The sequence below is a fragment of the Variovorax saccharolyticus genome (assembly GCF_030316765.1).
GTDB classification, from domain to species: domain Bacteria; phylum Pseudomonadota; class Gammaproteobacteria; order Burkholderiales; family Burkholderiaceae_C; genus Variovorax; species Variovorax saccharolyticus.
The window spans coordinates 326050-350590 of the sequence record NZ_JASZYT010000009.1 but is presented as its reverse complement, the minus strand read 5'-3'; the positions used below and the strand labels follow the sequence as shown (position 1 = coordinate 350590).

The 24541-nt window shown below is 66.9% G+C and carries 24 protein-coding genes; 8 read left to right on the top strand and 16 right to left on the bottom strand.

Translation table 11 applies throughout. The annotated features are described in order from the left end of the window. Positions 1-2: 2 nt before the first annotated feature. Complete coding sequence (locus QTI45_RS26370; protein ID WP_286656416.1) at positions 3-1145, top strand: alpha-hydroxy acid oxidase; 1143 nt, start codon at positions 3-5, stop codon at positions 1143-1145. Here QTI45_RS26370 and argE read toward each other — a convergent pair. The 4 genes from argE to QTI45_RS26350 all read right to left on the bottom strand — a co-directional run bounded on the left by argE (position 1142) and on the right by QTI45_RS26350 (position 4454). Then, positions 1142-2299, bottom strand: a complete 1158-nt coding sequence (gene argE, locus QTI45_RS26365; protein WP_286656415.1) for an acetylornithine deacetylase — start codon at positions 2297-2299, stop codon at positions 1142-1144. The two genes, QTI45_RS26370 and argE, sit on opposite strands and share 4 nt — an antisense overlap. A 40-nt stretch (positions 2300-2339) precedes the next feature. Next, positions 2340-3299 (bottom strand): LysR substrate-binding domain-containing protein, encoded by a 960-nt coding sequence (locus tag QTI45_RS26360; RefSeq protein WP_286369674.1) that lies wholly within the window; start codon positions 3297-3299, stop codon positions 2340-2342. Positions 3300-3364: 65 nt separating this feature from the next. After that, positions 3365-4036, bottom strand: a complete 672-nt coding sequence (locus QTI45_RS26355) for a DUF1028 domain-containing protein (RefSeq protein ID WP_286656414.1) — start codon at positions 4034-4036, stop codon at positions 3365-3367. A 4-nt stretch (positions 4037-4040) separates the two neighbouring features. Next, positions 4041-4454 (bottom strand): RidA family protein, encoded by a 414-nt coding sequence (locus QTI45_RS26350; RefSeq protein WP_286369672.1) that lies wholly within the window; start codon positions 4452-4454, stop codon positions 4041-4043. 323 nt (positions 4455-4777) lie between these two features. Here QTI45_RS26350 and QTI45_RS26345 point away from each other — a divergent pair, with 323 nt between their 5' ends. Genes QTI45_RS26345 through QTI45_RS26335 form a run of 3 tightly spaced genes read left to right on the top strand, consistent with a single transcriptional unit; the run spans position 4778 to position 7477 of the window. Then, the gene (locus tag QTI45_RS26345) at positions 4778-5779 is read left to right on the top strand and encodes an ABC transporter substrate-binding protein (protein WP_286656413.1); all 1002 of its coding nucleotides are present in this window, start codon (positions 4778-4780) and stop codon (positions 5777-5779) included. Between the two features lie 26 nt (positions 5780-5805). After that, on the top strand, positions 5806-6654 hold the full coding sequence (locus QTI45_RS26340) for an ABC transporter permease (RefSeq protein ID WP_286519594.1): 849 nt from the start codon (positions 5806-5808) through the stop codon (positions 6652-6654). A 1-nt stretch (position 6655) separates the two neighbouring features. Then, complete coding sequence (locus tag QTI45_RS26335; RefSeq protein WP_286656412.1) at positions 6656-7477, top strand: ABC transporter permease; 822 nt, start codon at positions 6656-6658, stop codon at positions 7475-7477. Between the two features lie 42 nt (positions 7478-7519). Here QTI45_RS26335 and QTI45_RS26330 read toward each other — a convergent pair whose 3' ends face one another. Together QTI45_RS26330 and QTI45_RS26325 are read right to left on the bottom strand one after the other, a co-directional pair. Then, positions 7520-9133, bottom strand: a complete 1614-nt coding sequence (locus tag QTI45_RS26330; RefSeq protein WP_286656411.1) for an FAD-dependent monooxygenase — start codon at positions 9131-9133, stop codon at positions 7520-7522. A 7-nt stretch (positions 9134-9140) separates the two neighbouring features. Further along, positions 9141-10088 carry a tripartite tricarboxylate transporter substrate binding protein gene (locus QTI45_RS26325; protein WP_286656410.1) on the bottom strand — a complete coding sequence of 316 codons (948 nt, stop codon included), beginning with the start codon at positions 10086-10088 and terminating at the stop codon, positions 9141-9143. Between the two features lie 127 nt (positions 10089-10215). Here QTI45_RS26325 and QTI45_RS26320 point away from each other — a divergent pair, with 127 nt between their 5' ends. Continuing rightward, positions 10216-11139, top strand: a complete 924-nt coding sequence (locus tag QTI45_RS26320) for a LysR family transcriptional regulator (RefSeq protein ID WP_286656409.1) — start codon at positions 10216-10218, stop codon at positions 11137-11139. Between the two features lie 22 nt (positions 11140-11161). Here QTI45_RS26320 and QTI45_RS26315 read toward each other — a convergent pair whose 3' ends face one another. The 4 genes from QTI45_RS26315 to QTI45_RS26300 all read right to left on the bottom strand — a co-directional run bounded on the left by QTI45_RS26315 (position 11162) and on the right by QTI45_RS26300 (position 14653). Beyond that, positions 11162-11581, bottom strand: a complete 420-nt coding sequence (locus QTI45_RS26315; RefSeq protein ID WP_286656408.1) for an Ohr family peroxiredoxin — start codon at positions 11579-11581, stop codon at positions 11162-11164. Positions 11582-11751: 170 nt separating this feature from the next. Further along, positions 11752-13005: a DUF1214 domain-containing protein gene (locus QTI45_RS26310; RefSeq protein WP_286656407.1), complete on the bottom strand. Its 1254-nt coding sequence runs from the start codon at positions 13003-13005 to the stop codon at positions 11752-11754. Between the two features lie 85 nt (positions 13006-13090). Further along, a complete protein-coding gene (locus QTI45_RS26305; protein WP_286656406.1) occupies positions 13091-13573 on the bottom strand; it encodes an SRPBCC family protein in 483 nt (160 codons plus the stop codon). Positions 13574-13678: 105 nt separating this feature from the next. Further along, entirely contained in the window at positions 13679-14653 is a 975-nt protein-coding gene (locus QTI45_RS26300) for a tripartite tricarboxylate transporter substrate-binding protein (protein WP_286656405.1), read from the bottom strand. A gap of 36 nt (positions 14654-14689) precedes the next feature. Between QTI45_RS26300 and QTI45_RS26295 the strand changes: the two genes are divergently transcribed. Beyond that, positions 14690-16540: an ATP-binding protein gene (locus QTI45_RS26295; RefSeq protein ID WP_286656404.1), complete on the top strand. Its 1851-nt coding sequence runs from the start codon at positions 14690-14692 to the stop codon at positions 16538-16540. Positions 16541-16585: 45 nt separating this feature from the next. Here the strand turns inward: QTI45_RS26295 and QTI45_RS26290 are convergent, their stop codons facing one another. From QTI45_RS26290 to QTI45_RS26280, 3 genes are read right to left on the bottom strand one after another with little or no spacing between them, the layout of a single operon-like run. After that, on the bottom strand, positions 16586-17500 hold the full coding sequence (locus tag QTI45_RS26290) for a Fe-Mn family superoxide dismutase (RefSeq protein WP_286656403.1): 915 nt from the start codon (positions 17498-17500) through the stop codon (positions 16586-16588). 9 nt (positions 17501-17509) lie between these two features. Further along, a complete protein-coding gene (gene chrA, locus QTI45_RS26285; RefSeq protein WP_286656402.1) occupies positions 17510-18865 on the bottom strand; it encodes a chromate efflux transporter in 1356 nt (451 codons plus the stop codon). After that, positions 18862-19806: a chromate resistance protein ChrB domain-containing protein gene (locus QTI45_RS26280; protein ID WP_353621333.1), complete on the bottom strand. Its 945-nt coding sequence runs from the start codon at positions 19804-19806 to the stop codon at positions 18862-18864. The genes chrA and QTI45_RS26280 overlap by 4 nt, the downstream gene beginning before the upstream one ends. Positions 19807-19986: 180 nt before the next feature. On the opposite strand from QTI45_RS26280, the gene QTI45_RS26275 reads away from it, so the two are divergent. Continuing rightward, positions 19987-20319, top strand: coding sequence for a hypothetical protein (locus QTI45_RS26275; protein WP_286656400.1), 333 nt, complete (start codon positions 19987-19989; stop codon positions 20317-20319). A gap of 41 nt (positions 20320-20360) precedes the next feature. On the opposite strand, the gene QTI45_RS26270 is transcribed toward QTI45_RS26275, so the two are convergent. The 3 genes from QTI45_RS26270 to QTI45_RS26260 all read right to left on the bottom strand — a co-directional run bounded on the left by QTI45_RS26270 (position 20361) and on the right by QTI45_RS26260 (position 23645). After that, positions 20361-21380: a Bug family tripartite tricarboxylate transporter substrate binding protein gene (locus tag QTI45_RS26270; protein ID WP_286656399.1), complete on the bottom strand. Its 1020-nt coding sequence runs from the start codon at positions 21378-21380 to the stop codon at positions 20361-20363. A gap of 62 nt (positions 21381-21442) precedes the next feature. Next, positions 21443-22402 carry a 2-hydroxyacid dehydrogenase gene (locus QTI45_RS26265; protein WP_286656398.1) on the bottom strand — a complete coding sequence of 320 codons (960 nt, stop codon included), beginning with the start codon at positions 22400-22402 and terminating at the stop codon, positions 21443-21445. A 46-nt stretch (positions 22403-22448) separates the two neighbouring features. After that, positions 22449-23645 (bottom strand): mandelate racemase/muconate lactonizing enzyme family protein, encoded by a 1197-nt coding sequence (locus QTI45_RS26260; protein ID WP_286656397.1) that lies wholly within the window; start codon positions 23643-23645, stop codon positions 22449-22451. Between the two features lie 160 nt (positions 23646-23805). Between QTI45_RS26260 and QTI45_RS26255 the strand changes: the two genes are divergently transcribed. Next, the gene (locus tag QTI45_RS26255) at positions 23806-24501 is read left to right on the top strand and encodes a FadR/GntR family transcriptional regulator (RefSeq protein ID WP_286656396.1); all 696 of its coding nucleotides are present in this window, start codon (positions 23806-23808) and stop codon (positions 24499-24501) included. The last annotated feature ends 40 nt before the right edge of the window (positions 24502-24541 follow it).

The window sequence follows — 24541 nt, the reverse complement described above, 5'->3', positions numbered from 1 at the left end:
GGATGGCCGAGATCACCTGCATCGAAGACCTGCGCCGCCTGGCGAGGAAACGCGTACCCCGCATGTTCTACGACTACGTGGATGGCGGCTCGTGGACCGAGTACACCTACCGTGCCAACGAAGAGGATTTCGGCAAGATCGAGTTTCGCCAGCGCGTGGCGGTGGACATCACCGAGCGCAGCACCGCCAGCACCATGGTGGGCCAGCCGGTCAGCATGCCGGTGGCGATCGCGCCCACGGGTCTCACCGGCATGCAGCATGCCGACGGCGAGATCCTGGCGGCGCGCGCGGCGCAGAAGTTCGGCATACCGTTCACCTTGTCGACCATGAGCATCTGCCCGATCGAGGCGGTGGCCGAGGCGACCGGCCGCCATCCGTTCTGGTTCCAGCTCTATGTGCTGCGCGACCGGAGCTTCGTCGAAGGCCTGATCGAGCGGGCCGGCAACGCGAACTGTTCCGCGCTCGTGGTCACCATGGACCTGCAGGTCTTCGGCCAGCGGCACAAGGACAAGAAGAACGGCCTGTCGACGCCCCCTCGGCCGACTCTGCGCAATCTCCTCAACCTCGCGAGCAAGCCGCGCTGGTGCTGGAACATGCTGGGCACCCAACATCGCCAGTTCGGCAACATCGTCGGCCACGCGAAGGGCGTGGACAACATCGGCTCGCTGGTGGAGTGGACCCGCGAGCAGTTCGATCCCCGCCTGTCGTGGCAGGACATCGAATGGATCAAGAAGCGCTGGGGCGGCAAGCTGATCGTCAAGGGCATCCAGGAGCCCGAGGATGCGCGGCTGGCGATCGACAGCGGGGCCGATGCGATCGTGGTGTCGAACCATGGTGGGCGGCAGCTGGACGGCGCCTCGTCGTCGATCTCCACCCTGCCGCGCATCGTGGAGGCCGTCGGCCACCGGGTGGAGGTGCACATGGATGGCGGCATCCGCTCTGGGCAGGACGTGCTGAAGGCGCTCGCGCTCGGGGCGCGCGGCACCTACATCGGCCGCGCCATGATGTACGGCCTGGGCGCCATGGGAGAGAAGGGCGTCAGCACCGCCTTGGACCTGATCCGGAACGAACTCGATCTCTCCATGGCTTTCTGCGGCAAGACGGATGTCCGCGGCGTCGACCGCGGAATCCTGCGCATGCGCTAGCGGCAGAGGAAGTCGACGAGCGCGACCATCATCCGGTCGCAGGCCTCGATCTGCGACAGCTCCACATACTCGTCGGCCTTGTGCGCCACCTCGATGCTGCCGGGGCCGCAGATCAGCACCGGGGTTTCGCGCCAGCTCTGCTTGAACAAGCCGCCTTCGCTGCCGAAATCGACCTTGGTGCAGCGGGTGCCGGGGGGCAGCAAGCCGCTGAGCAGGCGCACGGCCTCCGAGTCCTCGGGCGTGCTCAGGCTGGGATAGCTGTTGGTCAGCTGGATGTCCGGCAGGGGGGCCTCGGGATGCACCGCAACGGCCGCCACGCGTTCGACCAGGCGCTGCAGCACGCGCGCCAGGATTTCCTCGGGCTGGTCCTCGGAGACATGGCGGATCTCGAAGCTGAGCTCGCATTCGCTGGGCACGATGTTCAGGGCCCGGCCGCCCTGGATCACGCCGACGTGGACCGTGGAGTAGGGCACGCCGTAGCCCTCCTCGCGGGGGCCGGTTTCGGAGAGTTCGCGCTGCACCTCGCGCACCGACGCGACCAGGTCACTCGCCATGTGGATGGCGTTGACGAATCGGGGCGCCAGGCCCGAATGGCCGGCTTGGCCGCAGCAGACCGCCCGATAGGCGGCCTTGCCCTTGTGACCCGTGCCGATGCGCATCAGGGTGGGCTCGCCGACGATGCAAAGGTGGGGCGCGGGAAGCTGCTTCTCGAGCCGGCGCAGCAGGTGGCGCACGCCGACGCAGCCGATTTCCTCGTCGAAGGACAGGGCCAGCTGCAGGGGCCGCGTCAGCGGCCTGCGGGCAGCCGTTACCATGGCGACGACCGCGCAGGCGACGAAGCCCTTCATGTCGGCCGCGCCGCGCCCGTAGATGCGACCGTCCTTGTGCGTGGCCTCGAAGGGCGGCGAGGTCCAGGGCTGGCCGTCCACGGGCACCACGTCGGTGTGGCCGGAGAGCAGCACGCCCGGCACGCCTTGCGGACCCACCGTGGCGAACAGGTTGGTCCGGCTGGCGTCCTGCGGGTCGGGCGCAAGGATCGATTCGATGCCGGCCTGCGCCAGGATCTCCTGCACCTTGTGGATGAGCCCGATGTTCGGCTTCAGGGACACCGAGGGGAAGGCGATCAGGGTTTCCAGCAGCGAGATGCTGGACATGCTTGCAGAACTTGCTTGATCCATGGCGATGCGGGGCGCTTCAGGGCGCCGTGATGTGGGGGTCGAAGAAACTCGCCGCGCTCATGCCGGGGATGTACTGGTCGGAGATGTAGGCGCGGCAGCGTTCCATGAAGACGCGGGTCAGTCGCGACTGCTTCATCGGCTTGTAGGTCGCCAGGCCCAGCTGCATCGGGCGATGGGTGCCGGCCAGGCGCACCCGCACCATGCGCTTGCCGTCGAGCGCCTGGTTCGATTTGGGCCGCACGTTGAACAGGGCATAGCCGATGCCGTTGGCCACCATGGACCGCACCACTTCCTCGGAGCGCGAGCGCGCCACGATGTTCGGCGTGACGCCGGCCTTGGCGAACAGCGAGGTGAAATACTCCCGGCTCATCGGCAGGTCCAGCAGCACGTAGGGCTGGCCCGCCAGGTCCTCGAAGGTGACGGCCTTCTCCTGCGCCAGGGGATGCAGTTCGCTCACCAGCACATAGGGCGGCAGCGTGGCCAGGATCTCGAACTCGATGTCCTCACCCAGGTGCAGGTCATAGGTGATCGCCAGGTCGATCTCGAGCGCACGCAGCTTGTTCATCAAGACCACCTGGTCGCCTTCGACCATCTCCACGTCCACCGACTCGAACGCGCGGGAAAACCCGAAGATGACTTCGGGCGCAATCATCGCGGTGAGCGACTGGAAGCTGCCCACGCGCAAGGCGCCCTGCATGACATCGCTCGAATCCGAGGCGATCTCGTACAGGCGGGAGGACTGGTCGAGCACGTCCTCGCACTGCTTCAGCACCAGGGTGCCGATGGCGGTCAGGCCCAGCCCCTTGGAAGGATGGCGGACGAACAACTGCACGTTCAGTTCGGACTCCAGATGCGCAATGGCCGCGGAGATCGAGGGCGAGGAGATATGGATCTGCGCCGACGCGGCGGCGATGCTGCCGTGGGTCGCGGTGGCGACGAAATACTCCATCTGACGCAGGGAAACGCGGTTGAGCATGTCGAGGAAGAGAAGAGGCCGTGGAGCGGCACGTGACGTCAAAAGTCCAGTGTAGCGGCGGCCCTTCAGAGGTTTCCTGGCACCCCGAAGCTCGGGGCGGCGCGCGGGTCCAGCGCCCGCGTGATGTAGGCCTGCAGCTGCGGTTCGTAGACCTTCCAGGTTGCGTAGAGGGCCTGCACCGGGTCGAGCTCCACCCAGTCCAGCCGCAGGTCCACGATCGGCCAGTTCTGCTCCCCGTAGACCAGCAGGCCGGCCGAGTGCACGGGGCCTTCCTCGCCGCCGGCTGCCTGGCCGGCGAGCATGGCCTGCATCAGGCGTTCGGCCAGCGAGCCTTCGGCGCTCTCGAAGGCCGACAGCATCGCCTGGGGCACTTCGCGGGTGAGCAGCATGTTGCCGGCGCAGGCGGCATGCGTGCCGACCACGCTGGCCAGCGTGCCGAGCGCCTCGGCGCCGGTGAAGACCACCGGCGGGTTCGACGCATCGATGGCCATCACCTGGCGGTAGTCGATGAAGGGGCGCTTCTGCAACTCGGCCACTGCCTGCGCCGGCGTCAGTCCGCTGGCGAGCAGGTCCAGGGCGAGCGGGCCCAGATCCGGATCGGTGATGTTCTGGCTGGCGGCAGCGCCCACGCCCTTGCGGCCGCGGATGCAGCGCGCCGCGACCGCGGGGGAGGACGAGGCCACGGCGGCACCGAACTGCCCGGTGGCGGGGCAGCGCGCGATGATGGAGAAGGTCATGGGCTCAGTCGGGGATCATCGCGGTGGCGTCGATTTCCACCAGCCATTCCGGACGCGCGAGGGCCGACACCACGATGCCTGTAGACACCGGGAAAACCCCCTTCAGCCAACGGCCAACGACGAGGTACACGGCCTCGCGGTAGCGCGGATCGATGATGTAGATCGTGATCTTGCAGATGTCCTGGAGCTCGCCGCCGGCCTCCTCGAGCAGCATCGCGATGTTCGCCATGGCCTGCTCCGCCTGACCGCTGACATCGCCGATGCAGACGCTCTCGGAGGTCTCGAGGTTCTGTCCGATCTGGCCGCGCAGGAAGACCATGCTGCCGCGGGCGACGACGGCCTGGCAAAGGTCGTTGTCGAGCTTCTGTTCGGGGTACGTGGCCTTGGTGTTGAAAGGCCGGATGCGGGTGTGTTTCATGTTGCTCGGGGCTGGTGACGGGAATCGCGATCCTCATCTGCGCCGGCCCCTGGAGCCATTTGTATTTTCCGGGCGACCGTTTAGGAATTTCCGAGCGTTGCCCGTCGACCCGCGCCCATCAGGAAAATTGAGGCACCTCTAAGTAAAAGGCGACTTGGCCGCAAGTCGCGAGTTCCACATCATCCGGTCGCTGAAGTGAGTGGACCGGGTGCTGGCGTAATGCTTGCATCGTCAGGCCATTCGCCGACGGATGGCAGCTCCGACCAACGTTCAACTTTTCGATTTGAGGGTTTTCAATGATTCGCAAGCTTTTGACACTGTGCATGCTTTCCGCCACGCTCGCCGCCACATCGGCCTGCGCGCAGGACAACGCCCTGGTGGTGAGCACATGGGGCGGCAGTTTCCGCGACCTGATCGACGAGAACATCGGCCGCGAGTTCACCAAGCAGACCGGCGTGCCGGTGAAGTACGTGACCGGCGGCACCATCGACCGCCTGAACAAGGCCAAGCTCGCCTCCAAGCCCGAGAGCGACATCACGTTCACGACCTCGCATGTAGGCTGGCTCTACGTCAACGGTGATCTGTTCGAGCAGCTCGACACCAGCAAGATCCCGAACGCCAGCCGCCTGGTCGACCGCGCCAAGATCAGCCCGTACCACATCGGCAGCTGGGCCTATGTGTATTCCATCGGCTATCGCCCCGACCTGCTGCCGCCGAGCGTCAAGTTCGAAAGCTGGAACGACCTGTGGAATCCGGCCCTCAAAGGCAAGATCAGCGCCCCCGACTTCGACCCCAGCCACTTGATCGCGGTGTCGGCCATGCTGTCGGGCGGGGATGCCAAGTCCTGGGAAAAAGGCCAGGACAAGCTCAAGGCGCTCAAGCCCAACTTCAAGGCCTTCTATACCAACGACGCCAATGCGCAGCAGCTGATCGCCACCGGCGAGACGCCGGTCGAAGTCATCCTCTCGATGAACGCGTACCACATGGCAGGCCAGGGCGTGCCGATCAAGGTCGTCATGCCCAAGGAAGGTGCGGTGCTCGGCGTCGACACCATGGCCATCATGAAGGGCAGCACCAAGTCCGACCTGGCCCACAAGTTCCTGAACATCGCGCTGTCGCCTGAAGTGCAGTCGAAGATCGTGGCTTCGAAGAAGGCCAGCCCGGTGGTCGACAACGCGACGGTTTCGGCCGAAGACGCCAAGCTGCCGGGCGTGTTCACCACCAAGGCCCAGTGGGATACCCAGACCATCGTCATCGACAACAAGCTGCGCGCCGAGAAGACGGCGGAGTGGCGCAAGTGGTTCACCGAAAACATCATGAACTGAGCCCGTCCCAGGAAGAAGGTCAAGGAATGCGCTCCGATCTAAGGGCCTGGCTGGTCTCTCCGGCCGTCATTGTGGCGATGGGCATCGCCGTGTCGCTGGCCGCGGTGTTCCAGTTCAGCTTCAGGACTTTTGTTCCTGGGTCACTGGATGTCGGAGGGCTGACCTTCGCCAACTTCACCGGCATGGGCAAGTCGATCTATCTCGATGCCTTTGCCAACACCTTGCTGCTGAGCGTGGAGACCACGGTCTTCTCGCTGCTCGCCGCCTATCCCCTGGCCTATGCCCTGGTTCGCGTGAAGAACCGGGCGCTCAAGTCCTTCATCCTGATCGTCTCGATCACGCCGCTGTTCCTGGGCGAGATCGTCCGGACCTACTCGTGGATCGCCGTGCTGGGCAGCAACGGCTTCATCAACGGCACCCTGCGCAAGCTCGGCCTGATCGAATGGCCGTTCGAACTCATGTTCACCCACCTGGGCGTGCTCGTCGCGCTGGTGCACGTGACGATTCCGGTGGTGGTGCTGATGCTCGCCACGGCGATCTCGCACATCAACCGCGACTACGAGAAGGCCGCGCAGAGCCTGGGTGCGGGCCCCGTCCGGACCTTCATCACGGTCACGCTGCCGCTGTCGATGCCGGGCATCCTGGCCAGCATCACGACCGCCTTCGCCTGGACATTCAGTGCCTTCGCGACGCCGCAGATGATCGGCGGTGGCCGCGTGCCCACGGTGTCGACACTGGTCTACCAGCTCGGCTTCTCTTCGATGAACTTTCCGCTGGCAGCCAGCCTGAGCGTGATGGGGCTGATGTTGACGGTGGCGGCGCTGTTTGCCCTGGGACTTTTGACGAAGCGCCTGAAGGCCTTTGGAGGACACTGACATGAGAATCCGAAGTTCACTGCCTCTGCCGCTGCGTGTGGCCGGCCCGCTGCTGATCGCCATCCTGCTCGCATTCGTCCTGCTGCCGGTGGTGGTGGTGACGATCGCCGCCTTCAACGAGAAAGCGATCCTTGCCTTTCCGCCGGAGTCGTATTCGCTCAAGTGGTTTGCGCGGGTGTTCAGCTATCCGGATTTCCAGGAAGGATTTCGCTCGAGCATGGTCGTCACCGGATGGTCTTCCTTCCTGGCCCTGGTGATCGGGACCTGCCTGTCCATCGCCGTGAAGCGCCTGGAGTTCAAGGGCAAGCAGCTGCTGCTCGCGATCCTGCATTCGCCGCTGGTGGTGCCGCATTTCACCTTGGGGCTGGGCCTGCTGATCCTGGTGTCGCAGACCTCGGTGCAGCGCGGATACGGCATCGTGATCCTGTGCCACGTGATGCTGGTGCTGCCCTTCGTGCTGCGCAGCGTCTATGTCTCGATGGAGAACCTGGACGAACGGCTGGAGCAGGCGGCCGCCAGCCTGGGCGCGTCGCCGGTGAGGGTGCTTTTCACGATCACGGTCCCGCTGCTGGCGCCGGGCCTCTTCGGTGGCTGGCTGTTCGCCGCCATCATGTCTTTCAGCGAGTTCACGGCATCGCTCTTCGTGACCACGCAGAGCACGCAGACGCTGCCGGTCGCCATGTACAACTACGTGCGTGAGTTTGCCGACCCGACCCTGGCGGCGCTCTCCGCCGTCTACATCGCGGTGACGGCGGCGTTGCTCGCGTTTGCCAACTACTTTCTGGGCTTGGGGAAAGTCCTCAACATCGAGGACAGCCACTAGCGTGGCGCTGCGGCGCGCCGGCGTCGGGTTCGTGGAACGGTCTCACGACCGACCCGACGCCACGCCCAGCACGCGTCGCGCGTCGTCCTGCGACACCGCGTCTCCGGCCCAGGCGACGAATTGGTCCGGTCGCACCAGGACCAGCCTGGCGCCGTAGCGGGCAGTCTCGTCGCCGTTCTCCGCTGCCACGATCGTCAGGGGCAGCGACAAGGCCGCCGCCGCATCGCGGAACGCCTCGACCGCTGAAGTCGGCGCGCCGATTGCCAGCAGCGTGAATCCCGTGCCCAGCTCGTCGTAGATGTTCTGGCCGGTCGATTGCGCCGCGGGTGCCAGGTGGTGCCCGGCGCGGGCATCGAAGCGGTGGGATCCCTTCGCGCTGCTCACCCGGCCTTCGCTCCCCCAGACCACGGTCGAACCCTCGTAGTGGGGCTCGAAGGCGTGGACCTCGCCGACCGCGCCTTGGGCGCGCGCCTGCCATGCAGCCTCGAAACCCGCCGGGTCGCGGGCCGGATCGTATTCGTCCAGGAACTCCCGGTCCGCATCGATCGACTTGGCGATGAAGTCGCGGATCGTGGAGCCGAACACCGGCCGCCGCTCCGCGTCGTAGGAATCCAGAAGGCGCTCGCCACCCCAGCCTTGCAGCGTCGCGGCGAGCTTCCAGCCCAGGTTCCGCGCGTCCTCCAGCCCGGAGTTCACGCCGTAGCCCCCATAGGGCGGGTGGCTGTGCGCAGCATCGCCAGCGACGAAGACGCGACCCTCGCGGTAACTGTCGGCCAGCATGAAGCGCAGGTCCCAGAACCCGATGTGCTCGAACGCCACATCGAACTCGGCGCCGACAGCCTCGCGAAGATAGGCGGCGAAGTCGAAGTTGTCCTTGGTCGTGCCGGGCGGCACCGGCGCATGGAAGAACCAGGTGCTGCCCAGGTCGACCCGGCCGAAGAATTTCCAGTAGCCCTTCAGCTCCGGCTGCAGGACGTTGTAGTAGGACTTGCCCGGGTAGCACGCCAGAAGCCTGTGCAGCTCATGCGACTTGAAGACCAGCAGCACCATCATGCGGTCGTGGTCGGTGCGCGTCTGCGTGATGCCGGCCTGCTCCCTCACGAGCGAGCGGGCTCCATCCGAACCGACGGCATAGGCGCACTTCAAGACCCGCCGGCCGCCGCCGTCGCGCTCGGCGATGGTGATCGACACGCCGTCGGCGTCCTGGGTCAGCGCTTGCGCATCCCATCCGTACAGCGTCTGAACCGAGGGAAGCTCGGCGGCGCGTCGTCGCAGCACCGCCTCGGTCGCATACTGCGGAAGTCTCTCGTTCGACGTGTAGTAGTAGGGCTTGACCAGGTCGCGCTGCAGCCAGTCGTAGCTGTGGGGTCCCAGCAGCGTGCCGTAGGCGGTCAGGCCGCCGATCCCGTACTCCGGCGGAATGGTGCGCGCCGCACGCAGCTGCTTCTCCGCTCCCCAGAAGTGGAAGTGTTCCATCGTGCGCTGGGTGAGGTTCTGGCCCTTGGGGATGGGCTGGGGCTGCGGATAGCGTTCCACCACGATCGTGCGAACGCCGCGCTGGCCCAACTCGATGGCCAGGCCCATGCCCACGGGACCTCCTCCAACGATGACGACCTCCGCATCGAACGGCGACGAGGTGGCTGTTTCCTTGTTCATGCTTTGCTTACTCCGCGGTGATGCCCTGGGCCTTGATCAGGTCGGCCCAGCGTTTGGCGTCCGCCGCCAACATTTGCTGAAACGCCTCGGGCGTGCTGTGGGCAGGCGTCATGCCCTGGGTTTCGAAGGCCTTGGCAATGGCCGGCTGCGCCAGGATCTCGCGCAGCTCCTTGTTGAGGCGCTCGACGTAGGGACGCGGAGTGCCTGCAGGCGCCAGGACGCCGTACCACATGTCGACGTTCATGTTTCCCAGCTTGAGGACGCTGAGTGGCGGTACCTCCGGGAGCAAGGGGCTCGGCTTGTCGGAACTGATCGCGAGCGCTGTGAGCTTGCCCGCCTTCACATGCTGGAGCGCGACGTGGATCGGCAGGAACATGACGTCGATCTGACCACCCAGCAGGTCGGTGACCGCCGGAGCGGTGCCGCGATAGCTGATGTGCGTCAGGGAAACCCCGGCCCTGTTCTTGAGAAGCTCCATCGCCAGGTGGTGCGGCGTGCCTGCGCCGGGCGAGCCGTAGTTCAAGGCGCCCGGCCTGGCCTTGGCGCGTGCGATCAGCCCTTGCAGGGAATCGATCTTGGTTCCCGGATTCGCGACCAGGAGCAGTTGCCCCCAACTGGTCTGGCTGACCGGCGCGAGATCGCTCACCGGATTGAATCCCAGCCGGGGATAGAGGGCCATGTTCATGACGAGCGTGTTGACACTCACGAGCAGCGTGCTGCCGTCCGGTGTCGCGCGAACGACCTCCTGCGTGCCGATGTTGCCGGAGGCTCCGGGCCTGTTCTCGACGAAGAACGGGCGCTTGAGGCGTTCGGAAAGAGCCGGAGCGATCTGGCGCGCGATCAGGTCGATGCCGGTGCCGGGCGTAAAGGGAACGACCAGGCGAACGGGGGCGTCCGCCGAGCCTTGAGCGCGGGCGAAGGGGGTTGCCAGCGCGGCGAGCCCGCCGAGCAGCATGCGGCGCCGGTGCAGGGATGAGGGCGGGGGCTGCGAAGGTCTGGTTGTGTTCACGGCGATGTCTCTCTTTGGGAGTTGGGTGACAATTACAGCGGCAGCTTTGACATTGATCAAACGGAATATTCTGATGAATTCGTCAACAAAACTGATCAATGTGAGCAGTCGCCAGCTGCATGCCTTCCTCGAGATAGCGCGGCTGCAGAGCTTTGCGAAGGCCGCTGAGCAGGTTCATCTTTCGCCTTCGGGCATGAGCATGCTGGTCAAGGAGCTGGAAGAGCAGATCGGTGCGCGCCTCTTCGATCGAACGACGCGGTCCGTCACCCTGACAGGCGCGGGGAGGCGGCTGCAACCGGTCGCCGAGCGCATCGTCGCTGAGCTGCGTGCGCTGGGCGCCGTTGTCGGTGGGTCCGAGGCCGCCGTGCGTGCCCGCCTCCGGGTGGCGGCGACTCCGATGGTGTCGGCCAGCCTGCTGCCGGAAGTGATTCGCGAATTCGCCGACAGCCATCGGCAAGTGAACGTCGACCTCGCGGACGTCGAGGTGGGCGTGGTCCGCCAGCGAGTGCTGGACGGGGAAGCGGACATCGGCCTGGGGTTCTTCGTCAAGCCCGCGGTCGGCCTGTCGCGCCAGCCCCTGTGCAAGTTCAGGCTGATGCGCATCAGCCCCCCGGGCGCCGACTCGGGGGGCCTCGCCCCCAGCCAGCCCTGGAGCAGCATCTCGGGCTTGCCGCTCGTCAGCCTGCCGATCGACAACCCGATCCAGGCTCTGATCGAGAAGCAGCTGGCCCGCTTGGGCCGCGCGCACGAGGAGCGCCCCCGCATGAACCTGATCGGGACCATCATCGCGATGGTTCGGGCCGGCCGCGGCCATGCCATCGTTCCTTCGTTCGCCATGGAAGAGTGCCTGGGGCAGGGTCTCGGTGTGGCGATGCTGCGCGAGCCCGTGGTTCACCTCGAACTGTACGTGGTGTCGCGCCGTGGGGCGCAGGCCAAGCAGGCTGCACTGGCCTTTGCGCAGGCGCTGAAGGAGGCCGCTGCGCGGTTGCCGGGCTAGCTTCGTTGACTCTCCGGCGCGCTCAGACGATGTTGATCGCCACTTCGATGTTGCCGCGCGTCGCCTTGGAGTAGGGGCAGGTCTGGTGCGCGGCGTCGGCCACGGCGCGCGCCACGTCGTGTGCGAGGCCCGGCAGGCTTACGTTCAGTCGGGCCTGCAGCGCGTAGGCGTCGCCGGTCAGGACCAGGTCGATCTCGGTGTCGACGGCGGCTTCGGCCGGCATGACGACCTGCAGCTTGCGTGCCGCCAGACCCATCGCGCCGATGAAGCAGGCCGACCAGCCGGCAGCCAGCAGCTGTTCCGGATTGGTGCCGGCAGCCGGCGTGCCGGGCACCGAGAACTTGATGTCGAGCCGGCCGTCGGAACTGCGCGATGCGCCGCCATCGCGGCCACCGGTCGTGTGTTGATGGGCGGTGTAGAGAACCTTGGGTGCTTGCGTCATGGCGGATCCTTGGAATGGAAATGAAGGAGCGCCGATTCTTTGCGGCCGCCATGCCTGGGGCGCCGCGCACCGTATTCCTTTGTATCCGCGGGCGATCTGCCCACACTAAGTTTCATGCCTGGGCATGCAAGGCCGCATGCGCCATGGGCGCACTGAGCCGTGGCGCCGGCTCACCGGACCGCGAGCGGCGGCGGGAAGAAGGTGCGCGCTGCCACTTCACCTCTGGGGCGATAGAAGCGGAAGGTCAGGCTGTAGCTCAGGCCCCTGGGCGTGGGCAGCCAGTTTCCGTGCGGGGCGCCCTCGGGTTGCGCGTCGGCGAAGTACAGCGTCAGCGACCCGTCCGCGCCGTATTGCAGATCGGACTCCTTGTTGAGGAGGTAGCGCTTCTGCGCGTTGGGCAGCACGCGCCGCTGCACCGAGTCGACGGCGATCACGGACCAGAAATGGGTTGCATGCTGGGCGGGCAAGCGCTCTTTGGCGAAGTGCATCGTGTAGGCATGGTCCCCCGACAGCGGCTTGCCCGCCGTGTCCGTGAAAGCCTTGTAGTAGATGACTTCTTCCGGGGTGTTGGCCCAGATGCCGCCGTAGTTGATGAGCGTGCGAACCAGCCAGTCTTCGCCATAGACACCCGAGGTCGACGGCAGCGCCCAGCCGTCGCGAACCGTGCCGTGCCCGAGCTTGGGCATCGCCTTGCCGAGGTCGGCGAACGCCTTGGTACGGATCACCTCGTCGATGCGCTTGCGCTCGCCCGGCTGCGCCGCGGCGCTGGCGATCGCGCGCACGGCCGCCTGCAAGCCGTCCATGCCGGGATTGATGTCGGCTTCGCTGTCGAGCGCCAGCCCGGCCGAATCGAATGCCTCGACGCCCGGCAGTGCATCCATCTCGAACATCAGGGTCTTCGGCGGTGCGGGCGCCGCCGGCCGACCCGTCGAGCGGATCTCGAACTGCTGCTGCAAGGCGACCGCCTCGTCCCAGTTCGCGCCGAGTTCGACACGCGACAGCACGCGCATGCGCTTGACCGGCACGTCGACGCGCTGCGCGCCGGCCGGCACCTCGACCTGGCTTCCCTTCAGGCACACCGCGAACAATCCGTGCGGGTGTCGCGGGAACACGCGCTCGTTGAGGTTGGCGACCGTCTCGCCCCAGCCGTTGAGGAACTGGACCGTGTAGTAGCGGCCGCTGATCTCCGGCACCGACACCAACGCGCAACTGGTCTCGTCCACGGCGATCCAGGCTTCCGAATAGGCCACATCGAGATTCGGATTGGGCCAGGCCACCTCGCCCGGCTTGCGGTGGACAAGCCGATTCCACTGGAAGCCCTCATTGAAGTCCAGCTGCTGCTGTCGCAGCACGAGCAGGCGGCTCAGGAGGTAGATGTAGGCGTCGCTGATCTGCTGATCCGTGAGGGCCGGGGTGGTTGCCATCGCATTCTCCGGTTGCAGCGCTACCTGCCGGGAGCGCTGCACGTCTTGTAGCTGTTCGCGTCGCAGCAGTCCACCGAGAGTCCCCTCATTGCGTCACGTAGCTCTTCAGGTTCTTGCAGGCGCTTTCGAACATCGACTCGAAATACATCCTCGACAAGGGCCCGCCCAGACTGACCGGGAGGTGCGGCTCCATCGCCACGCGGTAGGTGAAACGGGTCTTGCCCGGCTCGATCTCTTCGAGCTGGTAGTCCTCCGCCAGCGCGTGGGCGAGCGGCATCGACGTGCCGGTCGCGTAGAACGCCATCCGGCGGTCGGGCTCCCAGATGAAGAAGTGTTCGTCGATGTTGGCGGCGGCCAGCGACGCCGTGCGTGTGCTTCCGACACCATGGGGTTTCTCGCTGGTCCAGACCACCTTGTGGATGGCATGGAACCAGTGTGGCCAGGACTCGCCATCCTCGAAGATGGCGAAGACCCTGGACGGCGCTGCGTCCAGGTCGACGACGTTCCTGAACTGCATGGGCGCCGTGTCGAAGAACGACGCGTCGACGGGGCGACATTCGAAGTGCATGAGAACCTCCGGCGAGACATCCGGCCGCGTGTGCGCCTTGCATTCTGGAGCCGGCGCTCCGGACCTCCTATCCCGGCGGCCACCTAGTCCACGTACGTGAACAAGCTAGTCGGCGTGAAAGCCCGAGGCCTTGACGATCGGCGCCCAGCGGGCGATGTCGTCGGCCATGATCGCGGAGAGTTCCTCCGGCGTGGTGCCGGTCGTGTCGAGCCCGAGGTCGATGAGTTTCTGCCGCGTATCGGGTGCACGAATGGCCGCCAGGAGGGCAGCCGACCACTCGTTGATGACCGCCCTGGGCGTCTTGGCGGGGGCGAAGAAGCCGACCCACCCGCTGGCCTGCACCGTCGGATAGCCTTGTTCGACGAAGGTGGGAACCTCCGGCAACTGGGATTCGCGCCGGGTGCCCGATGTCGCCAGGATCCGGACCCGGCCCGCCCGGTGCAGCTCGATCAGGTCCGCAACCGAGGAGATGCCGGCCGGCACCGTGCCGCCCATCAGGTCGACCGACATGGGGCCGAATCCCTTGTAGGCCACCTGGGTCAGGTCGATGTCGATGGCCTTGGCGACGAGCACACCGAGGAAGTGGGGAAGGCTTCCCGCCGCGGGCGATCCATAGAATGCTTGCGTCGGATGGGTTTTCAGCCAGGCGACAAATTCGGGAAACGACCGCGCAGGGTGGTTCGAGGAAACCGCGAATGCGAAACGGTAGCTGCCGATTTGCGAGATGGGAGCAAAGTCATGCATCGGGTCGTACTGCACGTCCTTGAAGGTCATCGGCGACAGCACCGGCACCGCGATCGGAAGCATCGCCACCGTTGTTCCGTCCGGCGTGGCGTTCTTCAGCGCCAGCGCGCCGACGCGGCCGCCAGCGCCCGGCTTTTCTTCGACGATCACCGGTCGCTTGAGCGGCTCGCGCATGCGTTCGGCGAGGTGCATCGCCACGCCCCTCGCCGAGCCTCCCTCGAAGGCCAGCAGGATCCGCGCGGGGCTGCCTTCGGCCACCTGCGCCGACGCGCCCGGTGCCACTCCAGCCGAAAGGACCGCCGCTAGCAGCCAAGGCAAAGTCTGCATCAGACGCATCACCCACTCTCCGAAGTCGAGAAGTCCGAGGTCAGCTTGAATTATCCATTCCGAAGGGCCCGGTCGGCACGAGTCGACTCCGTCGCGGTCGAGGCATCGCTGCGGGAGACCTTGAATTTCGAGCGCCTGGTCTCGGACCTGTCGGCCACCTTCGTCGCCGTGCCGGTGCATCAGATCGACCATGCCATCGAGCAGGGCCTCGCACGGATCGTGTCGGCGCTGGACATCGATCGTTCGACCCTGAGCCGCGTCTTCCCTTTGACGGGCCGCGCCGAGGTCACGCACTCCTTCGCCGTGGAAGGCGTGGAGCCGGTGCCCAGGCGCTTGTTGCCGGCGCGCGATTCGAATCCATGGGCCCTCGCCAAGGCCACCGCCAACGAGCCGATCGTCTTCGCCAGCCTGGACGATCTGCCGCCCGAGGCAAGCGTCGACAAGGAGAGCTGGCGCAAGATCGGACTCCGGTCCCACGTCATGATGCCGATCGTCGTGGCGGGGCAGCTGCAGGGGAGCCTGAACTTCGGCTGCGTACGCCGGGAGCGCAGCTGGTCAGACGATCTGCTGGCGCGCCTGCGGCTGCTCGCGGAGGTCTTCGGCGGCGCCCTGGCGCGCAAGCGAGCGCAGGAAGAGCTCGACCTCGCGCTCGGCTTCGAGCGGCTGGCGAGCGGCATCCTCGCCTCCCTGGCCCTGTCCACACCCGGCCACGGGAATCGGGCGATCGCGGCCGGACTCCGGCAGATGGGAGAGTTCGTGGGCGCCGAGCGGGTGGCGCTGTGGCATCGCGGCACGGACCTGCCTTTCGTCGTCTCCCGGCAATGGCTCGCGAACGGCTTCGCCGCGCAGGCTGCGCAAGGCGAGGCGGCGGCATTGCCGTGGATCCACGGCTTGATCGGTGACGGCAGCGTCGTGCGGATCGCTCACCTCGAGGACATTCCGCCGGCCGGCCAGGCCGATGCCGAGACCTTGCGGCAGCTCGGGGTGCGCTCCCTGCTCGCGCTGCCGATCGCGGTCGATGGCAGCATGGTCGGGGCACTCACGCTGGAGAGCATCGAGCGGGAACACGAATGGCCCGACGTGCTCACGCCGGGCCTGACCCTGCTTGCCGAGGTGTTCGCCAACCTGCACGCGCGCGAGGCGGCCGAGCATCGCAAGCAGGCGGCCGAGGTCGAAGCCGCGCATTGGCGCGAGCGGCTGGTGCACCTGGTTCGCGTCCACACGGCCGGAGAGATGTCCGTGGCGCTGGCGCACGAGATCACGCAGCCGCTCGGCGCGATCGAGAACTACGCGCTGGCAGCACGCCGGCGCGTTGCCGAAGCCGTACCCGACATCGGCCGGCTGGTCGAGCTGATCGACAAGGTCATCGGACAGACGACGCGGGCGGGCGACGTGGTGGCACGCATGCGCGCCATGGCTCAGCGGCATGAACTGGAGCCCAAGCTGATCGACATGGAACGTGCCCTGGTCGAGTGCGTCGGCATGGTGAAGATGGATTGCGAACTGCGCGATATTCGCATCGAACTGGCGACCCAGAAGCCGCTGCCGGCGGTGCTGGTCGACGAGATCCATCTGCAGCAGGTCGTCCTGAACCTGCTGAGGAATGCGATGCAGGCGATGGAGGGAGCGCCGCGAGGCGGCCGCGAGATCACGGTCTCGCTGCGAGCCCGTCACGATGAAATCCTGGTCGAAGTCGCGGATCGCGGACCGGGAATCGCGGCAGGCGATCTGGAGCGGATCTTCGAGTCTTTCTACTCGACCAAGTCCGAGGGCCTCGGCATCGGGCTGGCCATCTGTCGCAAGCTGATCGAGGCGCACGGCGGCAGGCTCTGGGCGGCGCACCGTGGTGCGGGCGGCGCGGTTTTCAGCTTCACGCTCCCACTCGCTGCTGCGTGAGCCGGGCGATGCGGCCCATCTTCGGACGCGCACGGCCGAGCCGCTTCAAGATGCTGCTTCTCTGGGCTCCAGAGCCCTTCCGGCGGCCTGCCAGCTGTCGATGCCGCCGCGCAGGAAGCGTGCGCGCAGACCCGCGGCACGCAGCCGCAGGGCGGTCGCGCGCCCGACCTCGTGGCCGTAGACGCAATAGACAACCACGTCCCGGTCGGCCGGCAGGTCGCCGGCCCAACTGTCCACGGTGGCCGGATCGCGCCAGGCCGCGCCGCGCAACCGGGTCGGCGCGTCCTTGACGACACCGGCGCGACGCACGTCGACCACCAGGGCACCGGCAACCTCGTCCTGCGTCGCCCCGAATGCTTCGCTCGCGCCGTGGACGGCGAGCCGATAGCGCGCGTACAGCTTCGCCCAGTCGATGTTCTCCATGAAGGCATCGACGTAGTTGCCGGCAGCGGCACCAAAGTCCATGTGGTACGCATGCTCGAACATGTCCAGTGCCAGGATGGGCACGCCGCCGGCGAGCGCATGCGCATGGTCTGGAGCCCATTGGTTCACGAGTGTGCCGTCTCGCGGCTGGAAGACGAGCAGAACCCAGCCGGAGCCGCCGCCCAGCGCCTTGCCCATGGCGACGAACTCCTCGCGCCAACGGGCGAGGCTGCCGAAGTTCGCCTGGAACGCCAGTTCCATGGCCGGAGCCACCGCCTCTGCGCCGTCGCCGAGACTGCCGAAGTACAGCTCGTGCAGGAGCATGGAATTGGCCGCAACGAGTTCTTCGCGCTTCAGGCCATTGAGTTCGAAACCCGGCAGGCTCCCGGGCGACAACGCAGCCAGCCTGGAACGGATGGCGTTCAGTCGCTTGACCGCGCCGCCGTAGTTGTTCCGATGATGGCTGCGAAGCAGCTTCTCGGACAGGCCGTGCAGGGCCGCGGGCTCGAAGGGCAAATCCTGGATTCGACTTTCCATGGGAACCTCTCACGTCAGCAGGGGCCGCAGAAACGTCAATGCCAACCCGGCCAGGCCCGATGCCAGGATCACGGGAATGACGCCGATCTTGAAGCGGAAGAGGGCCGCCGCCGCCGCGAGGCCGATGAGCGCGGAGGCCCACTCGAAGCGGCCGGAGAGTCCCAGTGGCCAGAGCACGTGGTACGCGAAGAAGACGGCAAGATTCACGATGACGCCCACCACCGCGGCCGTGATGCCAGTCAGCGGTGCGGTGAACCCGAGCTTGCCGTGGGTCGATTCGATGAACGGCGCGCCCAGCAGGATGAAGAAGAACGAAGGCAGGAAGGTGAAGAAGGTCACGACCGTGGCGGCGACCGCGCCCGACAGGAACAGCGCGTCGGGGCCGAAGATGGCCTTGGTCCAGCCGCCCACATAGCCGACGAAGGACACCACCATGATGAGAGGGCCCGGCGTGGTTTCGCCGAGCGCCAGTCCGTCGATCATCTGCGCGGCGGTCAGCCACTGGTGGTGTTCGACCGCGCCCTGGAACACATAGGGCAGCACCGCATAGGCGCCGCCGAAGGTCATCAGCGCCGCCTTCGTGAAGAACCAGGCCATCTGCGTCAGGACCGCGTCCCATCCGTAGAGCGCCGTCAATGACCCGATGCCCGCGGCCCAGAGCGACAGGCACGCCGCCAGCACGCGGCTGAAGCGCCGCCAGCTGAACAAGGCATGCTCGGGCGTCGGCGTGTGGTCGTCGATGAGCGCGGGGCCGAGGGTGTGGACCGGCTTGCCGTGGCCGCCGCCCGCGCTGAACCTGGCCGGCGCGACGCGGCCACCGACGTAGCCGATGACGCCCGCGGCCAGCACGATCAGCGGAAACGGAAGTTGCAGCGCGAAGATGGCGACGAAGGCGGCCACCGCGATGCCCCACAGCCAGGCGTTCTTCAAGGTGCGCGAGCCCACGCGCCAGGCCGCATGCACCACCAGCGCGGTCACCGCGGGTTTGATGCCGTAGAACAGGCCCGCAATGGCCGGGACATCGCCGTGCGCCATGTAGACCCACGAGAGACCGATCAGGATGAACAGCGACGGAAGCACGAAGAGGACGCCGGCGACGATGCCGCCCCAGGTGCGGTGCATCAGCCACCCGATGTACGTCGCCAGCTGCTGCGCTTCGGGGCCCGGCAACAGCATGCAGTAGTTCAGGGCATGGAGAAAGCGGCTCTCGGAAATCCAGCGGCGGCGCTCGACCAGGTCCTCGTGCATGAGGGCGATCTGCCCGGCCGGCCCGCCGAAGCTGATGAAGCCCAGCCTGAGCCAGTAGAGCAGCGCTTCGCCGAAGCTCAGGCGCTCGGGCGCCGTCGTGATTGCGGTCGTGGTCACGGACGTACCTTCATGGCGGTGTAGAGGGTGTCGAACAAGGGAAAAGAGGCCGCGAGCAGCGCGTCGTCCTTGTCGTGCTGCGCCTGAAGTCCGCGCACCATGGTTTCGACGCCGGCCGCTTCGTCGACGGGGATGCCGCCGACATCGATGTAGTGCACGAGTTGGCCGAGTCGCCGGATGCCCGGCTCTTGCTCCAGGCCGAAGGCCTGGGCGACGACCTCGAAGCTGACCTTGCCGCCCACATGAGTGAACCTGGCGCCATCGAAATCGAAACCCAGGGCACCCTTCGGGCACTTGCCCGGGTCCGCCAGCCAGACGAAGCGCGCTGACGAATCGACGAAGCGACGAATCAGCCAAGCCGTTGCAAGCCGGTCTACCCAAGGGCGCTTGCGCGTGGCCCAGGCCCGCCCCTGGAAAGCCGCGCGCTCGAGCCGCTCGATCGAACCCGATGCTGCCATGGGCTCGCCGGGGGAAAGCCTCTGCTCGATTTCAGCCCGCAAGGTTTCCAGGCCCGCCTCCGCTGCCGATGCCGCCCGGCCCGGAAAGAAGTCGGTCGCTCGGATGGCCTGGAGCTGCTGGTCGAGACCGCGAAGCGACTTTCGCAACTCCGGCTCTGCGGCGGACTTCAGCGTCTTGCGGGTCTGCTTGAGCGCTTGCGCAAAGTCGGCGTAGGGCCCGGAACGGTCGAACAGCGCGAGAAAGGTCTGCTCTTGTGCCTCGTCTCGCGCCTTGAGCACCAGCATGTGCGCATCGGCGCCGCCGTCGTGGATGGCCTTCTCGATGGCCCACAGATCGGAGGCCGATGCGGCGGTCGAGGGGAGGATGTAGACACCGTCCCGCAGGGTGCCGCACCCGGTCGACTTGAGCGACCGCCAGATGCGCACGCGCAGGCCGCTCGGCGAGGCGGGAAGCGATGCGGCCAGGACCAGCCAGTCATTCATGTAGCAAGTATCTCACTCAGTGATACTTGCTACAAGAGCATGGCCTTGTCGGGGGCTGCAACGAACACGGCGGTGACGAATGCAATGAACCTTTGACGCCCACGCGCATCGAAAAGCGATCGACGGCCGCCTTAGAGGCGATCGAAGCCTGCGTGCCGGCGTTTGAGAGGGACATCAGAAATGAATCGACCACTCGTCTTCCTGGCCATGGCGCTGGCCCTCGCCGGCGCCGCGGCCCAGGCTCCGATCGCAGTCCAGCCGGTCCAGATCGGTCGGCCGTCCGACGGCGGCAGCGGCAGTGGGGCCGTCGACCGCCAACGCCCGCGCGAGCAAGACCCGGCGTGGCAGCCCACGGCGCCGGGAGCGGCCCCGGCGCCGCTCGGCAGCTGCAATGCCGGGGGCTGCTGGGACAGCCAGGGCAACCGGTACAACAGCACTGGCGATGGGTCCCGGTTCATCAGTCCGCAAGGAAGGCCGTGCCAGGTCAACGGACAGTTCATCCAATGCAACTGACCTGCCCACCGGATCCCCTCGTCGATCCCGTTTCCCGCAGCCTATTCCGCCTTGATGTTGTTGTCCTTGACCACCTTGCCCCAGCGCTGGGTCTCGGTGCGCATCCATTCCGCGATCTGCTGGCGGTTCATCGCCGAGGGCTCGGAGCCGAGCTCCTGCAGATGCTTGGCGAACTCGGGGCGCGTCACGATGCGCTGCACCGCGTCCTGCAGCTTGTCGAGTACCGCAGGCGGCGTGTTGGCGGGTGCCAGCAGTCCCTGCCAGGAACCCGTGACGAAGTTGGGGATCTGCGAGGCGACGGTCGGCACGCCCGGAGTCGCCGCGAACGGCTTGGCGCTGGTGACTGCAATGGCCTTGACCTTGCCGCCCTGCACCAGCTGGTTGGTGGCGACCACGCTGGCCATCGCGCTGTCGATCTGGCCGCCCGCGAGGTCCGCCAGGGCCTGGGCGCCGCCCTTGTAGCCGATGACGTTGAATTCGAAGCCGCGGTCCTGCGCGATGAGGATGCCCGCAAGCTGGCTGATGGAGGCCAGCGGCGTGCCGAAGCTCGGGGGCTTGCCGCTCTTCTTGGCGTAGGCGGCGAGTTCGTCGATGTTCTTCACCGGAAGATCGTTCCGGACCACCAGCAGGTGCGGCGAATACGCCGGGATCGTGATGGGTGCGAGGTCCTTCTGCGGGTTGTAGGGAAGTTGCGCGACCACGCTGGGACCGATGGTCAGCACGCTCATGTCCAGCAGCAGCAGGTTGTAGCCGTCCGGTGCGGACTTGGCCACGAACGCCGCGCCGATCTGGCCGTTGCCGCCGGCCTTGTTCTCCACGATGACCGGCTGCTTGAACATCTCGCCCAGCTCCTTGGCCAGCAGGCGCCCCAGCACGTCGGAGGTGCCGCCTGCCGGGTTGGGCACCGTGATGCGGATCATCCTGCTCGGGTAGCTCGCCGCGTCCTGGGCGCGGACCGGCAGCGACGCGCCGCCTGCCAGCATGGCGGCTGCGGCCATGCCGAGCAGGGCGCGCCGGGCCTTGGCGGGGGCGGATTGGGTGATGGAAGTCTGGGCTTTCATGGGGCATCTCCGTTGATGTGTGGCGAGGTGTTCGCGTGGCTGCGAGCGGGCGGGGGAAGCGCTCAGGGCGCCTGGTAGATCACGTTCAGGAGCGGCTGCCCCTGCTGCAGGCGCAGGATGTTCTCTGCCATGAAGCGATAGCGGCGGTCGAGCAGGGCCGGCGTCATGGCCGAGATGTGGGGCGTGGCGCGCACGTTGGGGAGTTCATGAAGCGGCCAGCGCGAGGGGCTCACCGGCGGCTGCCCCTTCTTCGGGTACTGGTACCAGACGTCGAGCACGGCCCGCCCCAGTTGCCCGCTGCGCAGGGCTTCGTACAGCGACTGCTCGTCCACCACCTCCGCCCGCGCCACATTGACCAGCAGCGACTGCGCGGGCAGCAGCCCGAGCTGGCGCGCGCCGATGAGGCCGCGGGTCGTGTCGTCCAGCGGGCAGCAGATCACCAGGCATCGGACTCGCGCAAGCACGTCGTCCAGCGTCGACACGGGAACGAACTCGTCGGCCAGTTCCGCCGCCCCCTGCCTGCCGCTGCGCGTCACGGCGATCACGTGCATGCCGAAGGCGCGCGCGCGCCGCGCGATCTCCTGGCCGATGTGGCCGAAGCCCACGATGGCGAGGCTCTTGCCATGGGCCTCCTCGTGCTGCTGGCGGCTGGCGTAGGCCTGCGCCCAGGCGGGCGCGTCCAGGCGTGCCGGGTACTGCCAGAGTTGCAGGCAGTGCTCCAGAATGGCGTGCAGGGTGAACTCGGCGATGGGGACCTCGTGGCCGTGCACGTTGCACACCGTGGTTCCCGCGGGCAGCGATGGGCAGGCGATCTGCTCCGATCCCGCGCCGGGAACATGCACCAGCCGGCAGTGCAGGCGCGCCGCCTCGTCGGCGCCGATGCTGTTGCTGATCACGACGTCCGACCGGATGGCGCCCGACCCGGCGAATGCCTGGAGGGCTTCCACCTCGAAGCCGGGACCGAGCAGGGCCCGCAGGCGCGGCGCGTTGGGCGCATGAAGCCCGACGATCTGGATATGCATGTCGAAATCCCTGGAAGAGTGGGGCGCAATGGCGCGGCTGCGCGGGCTAGCGGCTTTCGCGGACGATCAGGTCCGGGCGCTGCTTGAAGCCGTCCTTGAGGCGTGTGCCCAGCCCCGCCGCCACGGGCGGCTGGGCCATGCCTTCGAGGATCACCGGCAGGTCGGTGACGATGTCGCGGTACCAGGTGGCCAGCGTGGCCCGCACCACCTCCTGGTAGATCGCGGTCGGCGCATGCAGGGCCATGTGCAGGCCCGCCATCAGGGTGATGGGGCCGGTGCAGTCGTGCGGCGCCAGCGGCCGGTTGTAGGCCTGGGCCAGCCCTGCGATCTTGCGTCCTTCGGTGAAGCCGCCGCACCAGGCCAGGTCCAGCATCACGACGTCGAGCGCGTCGTTGGCGAGCAGGTCGCGAAAGGGGCGCAGCCCGCCCAGCGTCTCGCTGCCGCACACCGGCACGCGGGTGCGGCGCCGCAGGTCGGCGAGGCCGGCGGCGTCGTCCATCTTGCACAGCGGGTCTTCGACCCAGAAGACGTCGTAGTCCTCCAGCGCCTGGCAGATGCGCAAGGCCGAGTGGCCGCCGAACAGGCTGTGCAGTTCGCACATCACTTCGATGCGGTTGCCGACCGCCTCGCGAATCTTGCGGAACGGCTCCAGGCCTTTTTCGAGCTCGGGCAGGCTGATCAGGTGGCCGCCGCTGGCAGGCGCATAGATGTCGAAGGGCCAGATCTTCATCGCCTTGTAGCCTTCGTCCAGCAGGCTGCGGGCCAAGGCGCCGGCGTCGCGCATGAAGGCGACCTGGTCGTCGTAGGGCCCTTGCGACTGGTCGTCGGTGCCGATGTCGCGACGCTTCCCGGTGGTGTTGAAGGCGTAGCCCGCACAGGTGTTGTAGACCGGCACGCTCAGGCGCGCGGCGCCGCCCAGCGCCTCGTGGACCGGCACTCCCTGGCGCTGGCCCGCGAGGTCCCACAAGGCGATGTCGACGGCGCTGGCCGAGCGCACTTCCACGCCCGAGCCGTTGTAGCCGACGTAGGGCGTGAGCAGATGGCGCGAGATGCCTTCGATGTGCCGCGCGTCGCGGCCGAGCAGCCAGGGTGCGAGTTCGTCATGCAGACAGGTCTCTACCGACGCCGCCCCGCGGAAGGTCTCCCCCAGGCCGATCAGGCCATCGCTGGTTTCCAGTTCGAGCCAGATCAGGCTGGGCCGGTCCGGCAGGCGGTAGGTGCGTAGACAACGGATGGTTGACATGATTTACAGCTTTTTATATCTTTGCGGGGGAATCGCTATTTATTGATCGATTCTTGGCCTGAACTGAATTGTCCGTAGCGGAGCGTTCGGCCTTCTCGCTGATTTCCCTGTAAAGAGCTGTCATATGCAAGCACCCGTTTCAGATGCCGCAGGCCCGTCCATGCAGCCCCAAGGGGCGGACCGGTTGCTGGGAGACAAGGTCTACGAAGACCTGATGCAACTGCTGGGAACGCCGGGCTTCGAGCCCCGGGCGCGCCTGCCCGGTGAAACCGCGTTGGCGCAGCGCCTCGGCGTGTCGCGTCCGGTGCTGCGCCAGGCGCTGGCGCGCCTGCGCGAAGAGGGGCGCATCTACGCGCGCAAGGGCTCGGGCACTTTCGTCACGGAGGCGCTGCCGCAGGCCAAGCCCCTCTCGCTCAGCACGCTGGAGAACATCGCCGACATCCGCGCTTTTCTGGAGTTCCGCTGCTTCATGGAAGGCGAAGCCGCCGCCCGCGCGGCGCTGGCGCGCAGCACCGATCAGATGCATCACATCCGCCTGTGCCGCGAGCGCTTCGAACAGGCCCTTGCAGACGGAAGCGATGCCGTGGCGGAAGACATCGCCTTCCACGACGCGGTGGCCCAGGCCTGCGGCAACCGCTTCTTCGGCATGACGATGAACGCCCTGGCACCGCAGACCCGCTTCAGCATCGGACTCTCGCGCAACCTTGCGGGGCGGCCGCAAGGGGAGCGACGGACCGGCGTGTGCCAGGAGCACGCGGCCGTGGAGCAGGCCATCGAGCAGCAGGACAGCGCCGCCGCGCGGCAGGCCATGGAGGCGCATCTGCGCGGGGGCATCGCGCGACTGTTCGGCAACTGACCCGCCCGCGGGCACTTTCCGGGGTCGCGGACCTGATCCT

Excerpts from the sequence above, each read along its gene's own strand:
- QTI45_RS26370 (WP_286656416.1), top strand. The coding sequence starts at position 3 with ATGGCCGAGATCACCTGCATCGAAGACCTGCGCCGCCTGGCGAGGAAA.
- argE (WP_286656415.1), bottom strand. The coding sequence starts at position 2,299 with ATGTCCAGCATCTCGCTGCTGGAAACCCTGATCGCCTTCCCCTCGGTG.
- QTI45_RS26360 (WP_286369674.1), bottom strand. The coding sequence starts at position 3,299 with ATGCTCAACCGCGTTTCCCTGCGTCAGATGGAGTATTTCGTCGCCACC.
- QTI45_RS26355 (WP_286656414.1), bottom strand. The coding sequence starts at position 4,036 with ATGACCTTCTCCATCATCGCGCGCTGCCCCGCCACCGGGCAGTTCGGT.
- QTI45_RS26350 (WP_286369672.1), bottom strand. The coding sequence starts at position 4,454 with ATGAAACACACCCGCATCCGGCCTTTCAACACCAAGGCCACGTACCCC.
- QTI45_RS26345 (WP_286656413.1), top strand. The coding sequence starts at position 4,778 with ATGCTTTCCGCCACGCTCGCCGCCACATCGGCCTGCGCGCAGGACAAC.
- QTI45_RS26340 (WP_286519594.1), top strand. The coding sequence starts at position 5,806 with ATGCGCTCCGATCTAAGGGCCTGGCTGGTCTCTCCGGCCGTCATTGTG.
- QTI45_RS26335 (WP_286656412.1), top strand. The coding sequence starts at position 6,656 with ATGAGAATCCGAAGTTCACTGCCTCTGCCGCTGCGTGTGGCCGGCCCG.
- QTI45_RS26330 (WP_286656411.1), bottom strand. The coding sequence starts at position 9,133 with ATGAACAAGGAAACAGCCACCTCGTCGCCGTTCGATGCGGAGGTCGTC.
- QTI45_RS26325 (WP_286656410.1), bottom strand. The coding sequence starts at position 10,088 with ATGCTGCTCGGCGGGCTCGCCGCGCTGGCAACCCCCTTCGCCCGCGCT.
- QTI45_RS26320 (WP_286656409.1), top strand. The coding sequence starts at position 10,216 with ATGAATTCGTCAACAAAACTGATCAATGTGAGCAGTCGCCAGCTGCAT.
- QTI45_RS26315 (WP_286656408.1), bottom strand. The coding sequence starts at position 11,581 with ATGACGCAAGCACCCAAGGTTCTCTACACCGCCCATCAACACACGACC.
- QTI45_RS26310 (WP_286656407.1), bottom strand. The coding sequence starts at position 13,005 with ATGGCAACCACCCCGGCCCTCACGGATCAGCAGATCAGCGACGCCTAC.
- QTI45_RS26305 (WP_286656406.1), bottom strand. The coding sequence starts at position 13,573 with ATGCACTTCGAATGTCGCCCCGTCGACGCGTCGTTCTTCGACACGGCG.
- QTI45_RS26300 (WP_286656405.1), bottom strand. The coding sequence starts at position 14,653 with ATGCGTCTGATGCAGACTTTGCCTTGGCTGCTAGCGGCGGTCCTTTCG.
- QTI45_RS26290 (WP_286656403.1), bottom strand. The coding sequence starts at position 17,500 with ATGGAAAGTCGAATCCAGGATTTGCCCTTCGAGCCCGCGGCCCTGCAC.
- QTI45_RS26280 (WP_353621333.1), bottom strand. The coding sequence starts at position 19,806 with ATGAATGACTGGCTGGTCCTGGCCGCATCGCTTCCCGCCTCGCCGAGC.
- QTI45_RS26275 (WP_286656400.1), top strand. The coding sequence starts at position 19,987 with ATGAATCGACCACTCGTCTTCCTGGCCATGGCGCTGGCCCTCGCCGGC.
- QTI45_RS26270 (WP_286656399.1), bottom strand. The coding sequence starts at position 21,380 with ATGAAAGCCCAGACTTCCATCACCCAATCCGCCCCCGCCAAGGCCCGG.
- QTI45_RS26265 (WP_286656398.1), bottom strand. The coding sequence starts at position 22,402 with ATGCATATCCAGATCGTCGGGCTTCATGCGCCCAACGCGCCGCGCCTG.
- QTI45_RS26260 (WP_286656397.1), bottom strand. The coding sequence starts at position 23,645 with ATGTCAACCATCCGTTGTCTACGCACCTACCGCCTGCCGGACCGGCCC.
- QTI45_RS26255 (WP_286656396.1), top strand. The coding sequence starts at position 23,806 with ATGCAGCCCCAAGGGGCGGACCGGTTGCTGGGAGACAAGGTCTACGAA.